Source organism: Chelatococcus sp. HY11 (assembly GCF_018398335.1).
In the GTDB taxonomy this organism is placed as follows: Bacteria; Pseudomonadota; Alphaproteobacteria; order Rhizobiales; family Beijerinckiaceae; genus Chelatococcus.
The window spans coordinates 3806259-3819361 of record NZ_JAHBRX010000001.1 but is presented as its reverse complement, the minus strand read 5'-3'; the positions used below and the strand labels follow the sequence as shown (position 1 = coordinate 3819361).

At 63.7% G+C, this 13103-nt stretch carries 14 protein-coding genes; 9 read left to right on the top strand and 5 right to left on the bottom strand.

The annotated features are described in order from the left end of the window. Positions 1-338: 338 nt before the first annotated feature. A complete protein-coding gene (locus KIO74_RS17365) occupies positions 339-1580 on the bottom strand; it encodes an aspartate kinase (protein ID WP_213333036.1) in 1242 nt (413 codons plus the stop codon). Between the two features lie 195 nt (positions 1581-1775). Between KIO74_RS17365 and ubiG the strand changes: the two genes are divergently transcribed. The 4 genes from ubiG (at position 1776) to KIO74_RS17345 (ending at position 5090) form a co-directional block, all read left to right on the top strand. After that, on the top strand, positions 1776-2549 hold the full coding sequence (gene ubiG / locus KIO74_RS17360; protein ID WP_213333035.1) for a bifunctional 2-polyprenyl-6-hydroxyphenol methylase/3-demethylubiquinol 3-O-methyltransferase UbiG: 774 nt from the start codon (positions 1776-1778) through the stop codon (positions 2547-2549). 144 nt (positions 2550-2693) lie between these two features. Next, entirely contained in the window at positions 2694-3569 is an 876-nt protein-coding gene (locus KIO74_RS17355; protein WP_249731038.1) for a DMT family transporter, read from the top strand. A 333-nt stretch (positions 3570-3902) separates the two neighbouring features. Then, complete coding sequence (locus tag KIO74_RS17350) at positions 3903-4334, top strand: BRO-N domain-containing protein (RefSeq protein ID WP_213333033.1); 432 nt, start codon at positions 3903-3905, stop codon at positions 4332-4334. 255 nt (positions 4335-4589) lie between these two features. Then, positions 4590-5090 (top strand): TspO/MBR family protein, encoded by a 501-nt coding sequence (locus KIO74_RS17345; protein ID WP_213333032.1) that lies wholly within the window; start codon positions 4590-4592, stop codon positions 5088-5090. A gap of 7 nt (positions 5091-5097) precedes the next feature. Here the strand turns inward: KIO74_RS17345 and KIO74_RS17340 are convergent, their stop codons facing one another. Both KIO74_RS17340 and hpt read right to left on the bottom strand, forming a co-directional pair. Then, complete coding sequence (locus KIO74_RS17340; RefSeq protein WP_213333031.1) at positions 5098-5466, bottom strand: response regulator; 369 nt, start codon at positions 5464-5466, stop codon at positions 5098-5100. 2 nt (positions 5467-5468) lie between these two features. Beyond that, entirely contained in the window at positions 5469-6086 is a 618-nt protein-coding gene (gene hpt, locus KIO74_RS17335; protein ID WP_213333030.1) for a hypoxanthine phosphoribosyltransferase, read from the bottom strand. A gap of 448 nt (positions 6087-6534) precedes the next feature. Here hpt and ftsE point away from each other — a divergent pair, with 448 nt between their 5' ends. The 4 genes from ftsE to KIO74_RS17315 all read left to right on the top strand — a co-directional run bounded on the left by ftsE (position 6535) and on the right by KIO74_RS17315 (position 9928). Continuing rightward, entirely contained in the window at positions 6535-7194 is a 660-nt protein-coding gene (gene ftsE / locus KIO74_RS17330) for a cell division ATP-binding protein FtsE (protein ID WP_213333029.1), read from the top strand. A gap of 6 nt (positions 7195-7200) precedes the next feature. Beyond that, a complete protein-coding gene (locus KIO74_RS17325) occupies positions 7201-8190 on the top strand; it encodes a cell division protein FtsX (RefSeq protein WP_249731037.1) in 990 nt (329 codons plus the stop codon). Between the two features lie 138 nt (positions 8191-8328). Continuing rightward, entirely contained in the window at positions 8329-9042 is a 714-nt protein-coding gene (locus tag KIO74_RS17320; RefSeq protein WP_213333028.1) for a YdcF family protein, read from the top strand. A 130-nt stretch (positions 9043-9172) separates the two neighbouring features. Beyond that, positions 9173-9928: a lysophospholipid acyltransferase family protein gene (locus tag KIO74_RS17315; RefSeq protein ID WP_213333027.1), complete on the top strand. Its 756-nt coding sequence runs from the start codon at positions 9173-9175 to the stop codon at positions 9926-9928. An 11-nt stretch (positions 9929-9939) separates the two neighbouring features. Here the strand turns inward: KIO74_RS17315 and KIO74_RS17310 are convergent, their stop codons facing one another. Continuing rightward, on the bottom strand, positions 9940-10479 hold the full coding sequence (locus KIO74_RS17310) for a gamma-glutamylcyclotransferase (RefSeq protein ID WP_213335684.1): 540 nt from the start codon (positions 10477-10479) through the stop codon (positions 9940-9942). A 246-nt stretch (positions 10480-10725) separates the two neighbouring features. Here KIO74_RS17310 and KIO74_RS17305 point away from each other — a divergent pair, with 246 nt between their 5' ends. Then, the gene (locus KIO74_RS17305; RefSeq protein ID WP_213333026.1) at positions 10726-11841 is read left to right on the top strand and encodes a DUF2125 domain-containing protein; all 1116 of its coding nucleotides are present in this window, start codon (positions 10726-10728) and stop codon (positions 11839-11841) included. Here KIO74_RS17305 and KIO74_RS17300 read toward each other — a convergent pair. After that, positions 11835-13079, bottom strand: a complete 1245-nt coding sequence (locus KIO74_RS17300) for an MFS transporter (RefSeq protein ID WP_213333025.1) — start codon at positions 13077-13079, stop codon at positions 11835-11837. The two genes, KIO74_RS17305 and KIO74_RS17300, sit on opposite strands and share 7 nt — an antisense overlap. Positions 13080-13103: the final 24 nt, after the last annotated feature.

Genomic DNA, 13103 nt, shown 5'->3' with positions numbered 1-13103 from the left:
CGCGCCACTCTATCTCATTGCTGGAGCATGGGATTTATCCGAAAACCGCTTTGGCGGCGGGGCCGGCTCCAGGACCACTTGATCCAAAGCGCCGATCCTCTGGCGAATCAACTGTTTCAAACGCATCAATCATCCCCGTTGGGGGGATATCGGGGAAACGTGGATAGGATGTGACGGTTGGCGACACCATTCGCCAACCCGGGCTGGCCACTTGCCAACCCGGCACGCGCAGTCCGCTGCCAGAATAGAGGCGGCGCGAATGCACGACGCCGATGCGCGGAATGACACTGAGCTCAGGGTGAGCCCGCATCGGCGTAAACCGGCCCCGGGGCGCGGCCTTACTGTGGCTTGTCGAGGCCGTAGAGCGAATGAAGCGTGCGAACGGCGAGCTCGGTATAAGCCGAATCGATCAACACCGAGAACTTGATCTCCGATGTGGTGATCGCGCGGATGTTGATGCCCTTCTCGGCCAGCGCCTGGAATGCTCGCGCCGCGACGCCGGCGTGGCTGCGCATACCGATGCCGATGGCCGAAACCTTGACCACATCGGTCGCGCCCTCGAGCGTCGCAAAGCCGATCTTCGCCCGCGAGGCCTCGAGGATGCCCTTGGCTCGCTCGAAATCCGCCGATCCCACCGTAAAGGTGATATCCGTGGTGGTGGTATCGTCCGAAACCACCTGGATGATCATGTCCACATTGATGTTGGCTTCGGCCAGTGGCACGAAGATCGCCGCCGCGACGCCGGGCTTGTCGGCCACGCGCCGCAAGGTGATCTGGGCCTCGTCCTTGGAATAGGCGATACCCGTGATCACGTTACTTTCCAAGATATCCTCCTCATCGCAGATGAGCGTGCCGGGTTTCGGATCGAGCGGATCATCGAAGCTCGAACGTACGAATGTCCTGACCTTCTGGGTCATGGCGAGTTCCACGGACCGAACCTGCAGGACCTTCGCGCCCAGGGACGCGAGTTCAAGCATTTCCTCGAACGACACACGGTCGAGACGGCGCGCATGCGGCACGATCCGCGGATCCGTCGTGTAAACGCCATCCACGTCCGTATAAATGTCGCACCGGTCCGCCCCGATGGCAGCGGCAATGGCCACCGCGCTCGTGTCCGAACCGCCCCGCCCGAGCGTGGAGATGCGGCGCGTGGGTTCATGCATGCCCTGAAACCCGGCGACGACGGCCACTTCCTTCCGCTCGTCGAAATGGCGGATGATGCCGGAGCCGTCGATGCCCGTGATTCGGGCGACCCCGTGCGCGCCATCCGTCAGGATGGGAACTTGCCACCCCATCCAGGAGCGCGCGGGCACCCCCATCTCCTGCAGGACGATGGCAAGGAGGCCTGCGGTGACCTGTTCGCCCGAGGCGACCACGGCATCATACTCGCGCGCGTCATGCAGCGGCGCCGCTTCGCGGCACCAGCCGACGAGCTCGTTGGTTTTCCCCGACATGGCCGATACGACGACAGCAACATCATGCCCGGCGTCGGTCTCGCGTTTGACATGGCGAGCGACGTTACGGATGCGATCGACGTTGGCGACGGAAGTGCCGCCGAATTTCATTACGAGGCGAGCCATGACAGGATCTGCAACTTCAGTGTCGATAGGAACGTTTGTGATGCCTCGCGCCGCTGGCCACGCTATGGCTGCTCAACAAAAGGCGCGTATACATGACGATGTGGCCGGCCGCTGTCAACGCGGGCGACATATGACCACCATGGCACTGCTGCCGTGGCTGAATGAAGGCAGGCGATGAGCCCTATGGAGCAGACCATGACAGCCCCCGAGGATCGAACACCGGAGGGTGCGGCCGCGCCAGCGGGCCAGACGATCGACCCTGCTGAAGTGGCGCGCTTCGACAAGCTGGCCGACAGCTGGTGGGACCCGAACGGGCCGATGCGCCCCCTGCATCAGATCAACCCGCTGCGGCTCGCCTACATCCGCGACGCGGTGCTCGCCCATTTCGGCCGGTCGGTCCGCACGCCGAAACCGCTCGCCGGCCTGTCCCTTCTCGATATCGGCTCCGGCGGGGGCCTGCTCGCCGAGCCTTTGTCACGCCTCGGCGCTGATGTGACGGGCCTTGAGCCGGCGGCCGGCATGGCGGCCGCGGCACGCCGGCATGCGGAGGAGAGCGGCCTTTCCATCGACTACCGCACGGAGACGATCGAAACCGTCGCGGCGCGGGGGGAGCGTTTCGATGTGGTCACCGCTATGGAAGTGGTGGAGCACGTCGCCGACGTGGAGGTTTTCGTGAAGTCGGCCTGCGCGGTCGCGGGACAGGACGGCATCGTCATTCTCTCCACCCTGAACCGCACGCTGCGGTCCTTCGCTCTGGCCATCGTCGGCGCCGAGTATGTCCTGCGCTGGCTGCCGCGCGGCACCCACGACTGGGAAAAGTTCGTCACGCCGGAGGAACTCACGCAAGCGGTGGCCGCCGCCGATTTCACCGTGAGGGACCGCACGGGCGTCACCTATAATCCTCTGACAGCCTCATGGCGGCTCTCCGGAGATCTCGCGGTCAACTACATGCTGACCGCGACACGCTGATCCGCGCGCATAAAGCGTGAGCCTTGCAATTTGCGCAAGGCTCTTATCTGGAAAACGCATTGCTCGCCAGTGCCGCGTTTGGTTCATTGCGGTATCAGGACCCTCTCACATGGGGCGGTCGCCATTGAGATGTCGGGCAGGCGCTTGTCGGATCGGTCGAATCCCATTCTCTTCCTGCGCGCCGCCCCTGCGATCTTCGTGGTGATCTGGGCCACGGGCTTCATTGTCGCACGGCTGGTGGCTCCCCACGCCGAGCCCCTGACCTTCCTTGTCGCCCGCTACGTGCTCAGCATCCTGGCGCTCACGGCCATCGCGGTGGCATTGCGCCAAGCCTGGCCACTGAACTGGCATGGCTGGCGGAACGCGCTCATCGCCGGGGTCTTGCTCCAGGGACTTTATCTTGGCGGCGTATTCTGGAGTGTCCGCCATGGGCTCGGCGCCGGCGTCGTCGCCCTTATCATGAGCCTGCAGCCCGTCCTCACGGCGGCGCTCGCCGGTCCCCTCCTCGGCGAGAGCGTCTCGGGACGCCGTTGGATTGGGATCGGTCTCGGACTTCTCGGCGTAGCCTGTGTGATCGTTCCCAACCTCAGCGCGTCGGGTGGCGGGCTCACCATCGCCGTGGCGCTGGCCTCCATGTTCTGCATCACCCTGGGAACCATCTGGCAGAAGCGCACGGGCTCTTCCCAGCACCTCGTAACAGGCGCCGTCATTCAGTTCATCGCGGCCCTTCTTGTGACCCTGCCTGCCGCCGCCGTGCTTGAGACCGGCTTTATCGACAACAGCTGGCAATTGTGGGTGGGCCTGATCTGGGCGGTGTTCGGCATTTCAGTCGGCGCCATACTCATCCTGCTGGCCATGATACGACGCGGCGCCGTCGCCCAGGTCGCCTCGCTTTTCTATCTCGTGCCGCCCGTCGCGGCGCTGATGGCCTTCGCCCTGTTCGGCGAGACGATGACACCCCTGCAAATCACGGGCACCGCCATCGCCATAGGTGGCGTTGCCATCGCGAGCCGCACATGAAAGAAGGGCAGATTCTAATGATCGTTATCGCCAGCCTCGGGTCTCTTCTTCGCACCTTTCACAAAGTCAGCGCTATCCAACATGAAGAACTCAACGGTCCCCATCAGAAATTCAGTATAAAACGCTTTAAAAATTGAACGTGAGCGGACGATCTCCGCAAAGAATCGACAACCCGAAGTTATCCTCCGGCAAAAACTTCACCAATGAGACGAGAATATTGACAATCGTTACTTACGTTGCGCACCAAACTTGGTGGCGTGCGCGCCGCGCCACGCCGCCGTGCGGAGCGTCCTCTAGCGTTCCCCCCAACGCAAATTCGAGCGGAGGCTAACAATGGACAGCTTTGCCGAGGCTGTTATCCACCGAGTCCCCTGGCCGGAAAGCAACCGGGAGATCCGGATCGTCCGCCATCAGGGCGAACCCTGGTTCGTGGCCGCCGACATCTGCCGCGCACTCGACTTGTTCGTCAATCGCCGGGGCGAACTTAACGTGACGCTGGCGCTGGCCGCCGTAAAGGCCGACGATAAGCATCTCGCCAGGCTCGAAACGAGTCCCAATACCTTCAGGCCCTATACCCGGTATATGCTGATTTCCCCCAGGGGGTTCACGCAGTTGCTGACAACCTCGCCGGCGCTTGCGACGGAGTCTGTTCCAGCCGCCTTTCAGGCTATGATCGAAGCGGCCTTCCGGGTGATGGAAGACGTTGTTGGAAAGACCCCGTCCCAGCCCGACGTCGGCTCATCGTCCCAGCGCGCCGCGGGCTGAAAGCTAACCGCGCCTCCAGGAGGCGCGGGGCCTTATTATGGAGCGTGTCGCCGTGGCTCGGGTTGCCGCCACGTCTATCCGCCAGCCCCCATATTCATCCCGCGTGGTGAGGCGCCTCATGCCGTCGCCCGTCGCGAGCGAATGGGAACCTTTGATCGTCTCGCCGGATTGATGGGGCAGGTCGTCGTCTGCCGCGCGCGGTTCATGGCGGCATCGTGGTCAAAGCCGTCCAGCGCCCTTTCGAGACAGATTCCCATGACGACAGTCGCTCACTCGGGCTTCCCACGGTCGCTCTGGCTGGCGCTTGCGGCCATCCTGCCGGTGGCCGCTGCATCCCTCGCGGGGCAATACGCCACCTTCCCCAACCTGGCTCCCTGGTACGCCGGCCTCATCAAGCCATCGTTCAATCCGCCCAACAGCGTGTTCGGGCCGGTTTGGACGGTGCTTTACATCCTCATGGCATTTGCTGCCTGGCGAATCCTGAGACTGCCAACCTCCGTCCGGCACAGGCGGGGGGCGCTCATGCTCTTTTATCTGCAGCTCGTGTTGAACGCGCTGTGGTCCTTTGCGTTCTTCGGCGCCAACAGCCCGCTTCTCGGCCTCATCGTCATCATTCCGCTGCTGGCGATGATTCTCGTGACGATCGCCGCTTTTCACCGGCTGGATGCCTCCGCCGCATGGTGCCTCGTACCCTATGCCGCATGGGTCTCTTTCGCCACGGTGCTGAACGCGAGCATCTGGTGGCTGAACCGCTGAAGTCGTCTCACGCCGCAGCCAGCACGCGTCTGACCGCGGCCCGGAAGTCGCCGAGCGAGAACGGCTTGATCAACAGATCCGCGACGGTCTCGTCGAGCCCCTTGATGCGCTCCTGTTCCTCGGTGAAGCCGGTCATCAGCATGATCGTCAGGGACGGATAGTCCTCCTTCGCCGCCACGGCGAGTTCGATGCCGTCCATCAACGGCATCCTGATATCGCTGACCAGCAGGGTGAAATCGCCGCGCGCTGCCTGTAGCCGCTCAAGGCCGTCGAGACCATCCTCGCCGGTCTCCACCGTGTGGCCATCGAGTTCCAATCCTCGCTTCAGAAGGCCCCGGACGCCGGCTTCGTCATCGACGAGAAGAATGCGCGCCATGGTCAATCAACCTCGGTGTCTGCAGCCTCGACGATGCCGACGAAGGGCAACTCGCGGTAGAAATGGGCCGCATCCATCCCATAGCCGACCACAAAGGCGTCCGGGCAGGCGAAGCCCACGAAATCAGCCTCGATGTTGACGGCGCGCTTGTGCGGCTTCTCCAGGAGAACAGCGCACATGACCCGTCGGGCGCCACGCGCCGCCATCAGATCCTTGGCGAACGCGAGCGTCCTGCCTGACTCCAGAATATCGTCCACGAGGAGCACGTCGCGATTGCGGACGTCGCTATCCACATCTTTCAGAATGTCGACCTGCCCCGACGAGACGGTGGCCTTGCGGTAGCTCGACAGATGCACGAACTCGACCTGCGGCGCGAGGCCAACCCGGTGCAGACAGCGGATGAGATCCGCCGCGAACATGAAACTGCCCTTGAGGACGGCAACGACAAGAAGATCACGCGGCTCGGATGCGGCGATCGCCGCCGCAATCTCCTCATTGCGCTGCGCTATGTCCTTAGCCTCGTAGAGCACGCGCACGGGCCGCGTCGGCGTATCATTGTGACTGGCGGCGGGCCCTCGATCCGCGCCCTTCTCTTCCGCACCTAAGCCTTTGTTAACCATGACCCTCTTTCTCGGATAGGATCACCGCCCATCGTGATGACAGCGACCATATGGTGCGCCAGCATAGTCCCCGGCACACACATGTGATAGCCGCCAGCCTGATTTTCGGATTAAAGGCGCCGATGAGATGGTGCAAGAGATCCGGGTGCAAGAGATCCAGTGCGAGAGATCCCATGCTGGAAATCTTATGCCGACGGCCCTCGCGCGGGCGATTTCGGCACGGCCGATCCCGGCACGCGCAAATCGAGAGTGAAACTTCGGGGGGCATATGGTCTTGATCATCGTGGAACGGCCGTGGCCACGCAGGCCCGGCGGTCCGCGTCCGTGGGCCAAATCTTGATTGGAAACATCGCTTGCATCGGCGTGGAAGCACGGCAGCATGGCGAATCAGGGCCAACTGCTCGCTGCGGCCCGTGTGAACGAGTGGTTTTGGAGGAGAGGATGAAGAGTGGTCCGCTTTGACAACGTCGGACTGCGCTATGGCATGGGCCCGGAAGTCCTGAAGGACCTTACCTTCACGGTCGCTCCACGGTCCTTCCAGTTCCTGACCGGCCCCTCGGGCGCCGGCAAGACAACCTTGTTGCGCCTTATCCTCCTGTCACTCAAGCCGACGCGGGGTCTCATCAGCATCTTCGGGACAGATGTCTCACAGATCGCGGGCGAGGCGCTGACGGCCGTGCGTCGCCGTATGGGTGTGGTCTTCCAGGACTTTCGCCTGCTCGACCATCTCACCACTTACGAGAACGTGGCTTTGCCACTCAGGGTACAAGGCAAGGAAGAGGCCAGCTACCGCGCCGAGGTGGTAGAGCTTCTGCGCTGGGTGGGGCTGGGTGAGCGCATGCATGTGCTGCCGCCCGTGCTGTCCGGCGGAGAGAAGCAGCGTGCGGCGATCGCACGCGCCCTCATCGTCCGGCCGGAGCTGTTGCTCGCTGACGAGCCCACCGGCAATGTGGATCCCAATCTCGGCCGCCGCCTGCTGCGCCTTTTGATCGAGTTGAACCGTCTTGGAACGTCCGTCATCATCGCCACGCACGACTTCGGCCTCATGGACCAGGTCGATGCCCGCCGCCTGGTGCTCGCCGAAGGCCGGCTTCACATTTACGACTGAGGATCGATGACCTTCTTTGCCGAAAGCGGCCAAGCGGATGACACGCCTCACTCTCCGGGATCGCCGGATTCCGAGCTTGGCCCACTGCCCGAAGCGTTGAAGCGCAATCAGTCGCTTGTTCCAAGTGATTCTTCGGCGGGCCGCGCATTGGTCACGGTCATCGCCATCCTCACCTTCCTCGCGGCGCTGGCCGCCGGGGCCGCCCAGCTCGTCGCCAGCGCCTCATCGGAATGGAACGCCTCGATCGCGCGCGAGGCGACCATCCAGGTCCGCCCCAATCCTCAGCGTGACATCGAGGCGGACGTGGCGGCTGCCGCCGATATCGCGCGAGCCGATGTCGCGATCGACGGCGTCTTGGTCTATTCGCGCGCGGAGGCGGAACGTCTCCTGTCGCCATGGCTTGGCACGACGCTGGATTTCGTGGAGCTGCCAATCCCCCGGTTGATCGTCCTCACCGTGAAGCCAGGTATCCAGCCGGATTTCGCAACGCTTCGCAGCAAGCTCGCCGCCGCCGTGCCCGGGACGACCATCGACGATCATCGCGCGTGGATCGCGCGGCTTTCGGCCATGGCCGGCACGGTCGTGTTCGGCGCCCTCGCGATCGTTGGCCTCGTGCTGGTCGCCGCCGCGCTCGCCATCGCCTCCGCCACACGTGGCGCGGTCGCGAGCAACCGCGAGATCCTGGAGGTGCTGCATTTCGTCGGCGCGGACGACCAGTTCATCGCGCGCGAGTACCAGCGACGCTTTCTGGGCCTCGGCCTCAAGGGAGGTCTCATCGGCGGTGGCGCCGCACTCCTGTGTCTCATCGTCGGCGGCATGATGGCGCGCTACTGGCGCGCGAGCCCTGGGGGCGACCAGCTGGAGGCCCTCTTCGGCCTGTTCGACATCGGTATCTGGGGCTATGCATCCGTGGCCGCGATCGCGGTTATCATCGCCTTGGTGACGGCGGCCGTTTCGCGCACGACGGTCCGACGACACCTCAGCGGGTTGCAGTGAGGACGCGATGCCCGGCAACGCCATGGCGAAGGGTTATTCTGGCTGCCCCCTCATTGCCTCATTCGCCATTATCCTTAAAACATCTGGATTCGCGCGCGGAGCCACGGTCTCTCCCGAATGCGCGTGGGATGGGTGTATATGACGGATGGATTGGCGATCACGAACAAGAGGCAGCCGCTGAAGATTGGGCGGCGGCTGAAGCTGGTCGGGATCGGCGCCGTCGTTATTGCGCTGGTCCTTCTCATCGGCGGCTTTTTCGCCTTCGTACGCCAACTCGACAGCTATCGCACCAGCGATAGCACGACCGCGGATGGCATCGTCGTCCTGACCGGCGGCGCGCAGCGTATCGCCGAGGCATCGGACCTGCTGGCGCGGGGCCGCGCCAAGCGCATGCTGATCACCGGCGTCAATCTGAAGACGACACGCGAACAGATTGTCGCGGTCAACAGCGAACTCGCGCATCTGGTCGATTGCTGCGTCGACCTCGATTATCGCGCCCGCAACACGATCGGCAATGCCATCGGCGCGCGGCGATGGGCACAGGAAAATAACTTCGACTCCGTCATCGTCGTCACGTCCAACTATCACATGCCCCGCACGCTCGTGGAGCTCGGCAACACGCTGCCCGGGGTGAAGCTCATGCCATACGCCGTCGTGGCCGAGAATTCCCTGACCGAGCGCTGGTGGAGCGATGCCGCGACGACCCGGCTGCTCGTCATGGAGTACGTCAAATTCCTCGCCGCGTCAGTGCGGACGCTCGTCGAGGGTGACCCGGAGCACTCGCGCATGGCTGTGCTCGTCGGGGGCCGCGAGCCCGCGATCAGCGGCCCGCTCATGACGAAGCACGACTGACGCCGATCGCGCCATGTCGGGACCGACATCTGGCGGTGAGCGTCTGACCGCTATATGAGAGGGCGATCCTCGCTTCGCCCGGCCTGATGACGACCTGCCGGTTTAGCGGACTGACTGTCAGGCCTGTCTCATGCTCGTTCTACGTTCGCTGCTGTTCAATATCGCGTTCTACGTCAACATGATCGCGCGCCTTGTGCTGTATCTGCCGCTGCTGGTGCTACCGCGCGCGTGGCTGATGGCGGCCGTGCGCAATTGGGCTCACTCGTCGCTCTGGCTGCTGCGCGTCATCGCCGGCACGAAGGCCGAGTTTCGCGGTGTCGAGCGGATCCCGGCAGGTGGATGCATCATCGCGTCGAAGCACCAGTCCCTGTGGGAGACCTTTGCTCTGCTCACCATCATCAAGGACCCGGTCTTCGTCTTGAAGCGCGAGCTGACCTGGCTGCCGTTCTTCGGCTGGTATGCGGTGAAGGCGCAGATGATTCCGGTCGATCGCGGCAAGGGCGCGACGGCGTTGGCCGCCATGGCGGAACGGGTCGGCAACGAGCTCGCCAAGGGCCGTCAGATCGTGATTTTCCCCGAGGGCACCCGGCGGCCGCCGGGAGCGCCACCGGCCTACAAATACGGCCTCGTGCACCTCTACAACACGCTTGCCGTGCCCTGCCTGCCGGTCGCGCTGAATTCCGGACTCTACTGGCCGCGCCGGCAGTTCATCAAACGCCCCGGCACCATCATTGTCGAGTGCCTCCCCCCCATCCCGCCCGGGCTGTCGCGCCTGACTTTCCGCGACCGGGTCGCGGCGGAGATTGAGGAAGCCTCCAGCCGCCTGATCGAGGAGGGCCGGCACACCGACGGAACGCCAGTGCCGGCAACGGCCGGAGCCGCCTGAAAGGCGCTCGCTCAGGCCGGAGCGTCGAGCCCGGCGACGAGACGGGTGAGAACGGGGTCATGCACCCCGAGCTCAAGCAGATGGGCCTGCGTGTTACGCACGTAGTCCGGATTGGCGCCGGACTGGCCTATCCCCTGCCGGACGAGGCGTAGCACCTCGCTTTCGTCAAGACGCCCCGCATATTGATCATGCTTGCGGTCCGCGACATAGACCAGGGAGCGCACGACCTCCCCCACGCCCAACATCGTCTGAACGTAGCGTTCGAGATAGACTGACGTCGCCTGCTCACGTTCGCGTAGATAAGCGATCGTTGCCGTGGCATCGGTCGCCGCGACGCGGAAGGCGATCCCGAGGCACGAGCCACCCTTGTCGAGCCCCAGCACGAGGCCCGGTTGCGACGCGGTGCCCCGATGGACATGGGAATAGATGCACAGCGACCGATGAAAGCCGCGGATGACGGCTTTGCGCTGTTCAACGAAGGGGAAGCCGGGCCGCCACATCAACGACCCGTAGCCGAATACCCAGAGATCGCCGGAAATGCTGTCGGACATGCTCTTGGCCGGGTCGGGTGAAACGGCCCCGCGCGCTGACACGGTCATCTCATTCATGAACCAGGTCTTTCACAGCTTAAGGTCTTTGACAGCTTGAGGCCCTCACAGTCAACAGGCAGTCCCGCCCATTGGGAAGGCGCATTGGATCCGACCGGCCGGTGATGTAACACAGTCCCGCCCGAATGAATGATGATAAGAATTGTCGACGCTTCGGAAAGTGTGACCGAACAGGAGATCAGGCCAGCAATGTCCGCAGATACGTCCGGGACCATCAAACGAAGGAGCCGCCTCGGCCTCTATTTGCCCGTCGCCCTCCTCTTCGCGATCGCCGCCGGCTGGTCCGTGTTCTGGTTCATTGCGCGCAACACCGTCAATACGGCGGTCAACACCTGGCTGACCCGTGAGGCGGCCCAGGGTCGCGACTGGAGTTGCCCGGATCGCACCATAGGCGGCTTTCCGTTCCGCTTCGAACTGACGTGCAACAACCTCACCTTCGCCGGCAAGACACCCGAAGGGCCTGTCAACGGATCCATGCCGCGCCTCGCCGCGGTTGCCCAGATCTATAAGCCACAGCACGTGATCTTCGAGGCGACCGGACCGCTGAAGGTCGCCAAGGCGGACGGCACGATCGACCTGACTTTCGACTGGAAGCTGCTCGACGCAAGCGTCATCGCCGCCGGCCGATCCGTGGAGCGCGTGTCGATGGTCATCGATCAACCTACGCTCACTGTCGCGGGATCAGCGGTGATGCCCCTCAACCTGACCGCGAATACCTTTGAGTCCCACTTGCGGCGAGACCCGTCACGGCCGCCGGAAGAGAATACCTACGATTTCACACTTGCCTTCGATGGTGCGGTCGTCCCGCCGCTGGACGCCCTTCTCGCGACCCAGACACCCATCAAGCTCGCGCTCGATGCGAAGGTGAGCCACGCGCGACCGTTCACCGCGCAAAGCCGCGCCGAAGAGCTCGAGGCCTGGCGCCAGGCGGGCGGCAGGGTGCAGATCCTCGGACTGTCCATGGACAAGGGCCAGCAGCGGCTTGAGGCGCGTGGCGAACTCGGCCTCGACGAAGCTCACCGCCCCGCGGGGACCATCGATGCATCGGTCGCGGGTCTTGAACAGGTGCTTGCCCGTTTCGGCATCGGCGGCCAGGGCAGCAATCTCGGCGCGCTCATCGCGGGCGGGCTCGCGCGTCTCGGCGCCCGCCAATCCCAGCAATCACAAGCCCAGCAATCACAGGGGCAAGGCGATGGCACCGCGAAGCCGTCTAACGGCTTGACGCCGCTGCCGACGGTGACGATTTCCAACGGACGCGTCGCCGTGGGGCCTTTCGCTTTCGCGACGGTCCAGCCGCTCTACTGATCCTTCACCACCACCGGGGTCTTCCTGCGCGTATTGGGCAGGAAGGCTGCCAGGATGCCGAGGAGCGGCAGGAAGGAGCAGAGGTTGAAGACGAAGCGGATGCTGGTGTGGTCCGCCAGTTGCCCCAGCACCGCCGCGCCGAGCCCGCCCATGCCGAAGGCGAAGCCGAAGAACAGCCCCGAGATCGTACCAACCTTGCCCGGCATCAGCTCCTGTGCATAGACGAGGATGCTAGAAAAGGCAGACGCCAGGATGATGCCGATCGCCACGCTCGATACAACCGTCCAGAACAGGTTGACGTGAGGCAGGATGAGCGTGAACGGCAGGACGCCGAGGATCGAGAACCAGATGACATATTTGCGGCCGAAACGGTCGCCCATCGGCCCGCCGACGAAGGTGCCCAGCGCCACGGCGCCGAGGAAGACGAAGAGGTAGAGCTGCGCGTCGCGCACGGACACACCGAACTTCTCGATGATGAAGAACGTATAGTAGCTCCCCATCGCCGCCATGTAGAAATATTTGGAGAAGATCAGCACGATGAGGATGCCGATGGCGCGCGCCACCGTCCCACGGCTGAAAATGGCCTCCACGCCCGCAGCCAGCGAGACGGCGGCAGCCTTGGGACGTCGGCCCTCGTTGCGATACCAGAAGCCGACGCGGGTCAGCACGATGATGCCCGTGAGGGCGATCAGCGAGAACCAGGCGAGGCTCGGCTGCCCGTAAGGAAGGACGATGAAGGCGGCGAGCAGCGGCCCGAGCGACGATCCGACATTGCCGCCGACCTGGAAGAAGGATTGCGCGAAGCCGTGCCGGCCACCTGAAGCCATTCGGGCCACGCGCGAGGATTCCGGATGGAAGATCGCCGAGCCTGTCCCGATGAGCGACACAGCGAGCACGATCATCCCGAAACTGTGGGCCATGGAGAGCAGCACCACGCCGCTCAGCGTCACGCCCATGCCGACCGCGAGTGAAAAGGGCTGCGGGTGCTTGTCCGTATAAAGTCCGACCGCCGGCTGCAGAAGCGAGGCGGTGAGATTGAAGGCGAGCGTGATCAGGCCGATCTGCCCGAAATCAAGATGGAACCCATCCTTGAGAACCGGGTAGATCGCGGGAACGAGCGACTGGATCGTGTCGTTCAACAGATGGGACAGACTGATCGCCGACAGGATGCCGATGACGGCCCCTCCGCGCTTCACGCCTGCCGCGGCATTCTGACTAGTCTCGGCTTCGACAGCCATGATTGAGCACCCATTTCTGAACGC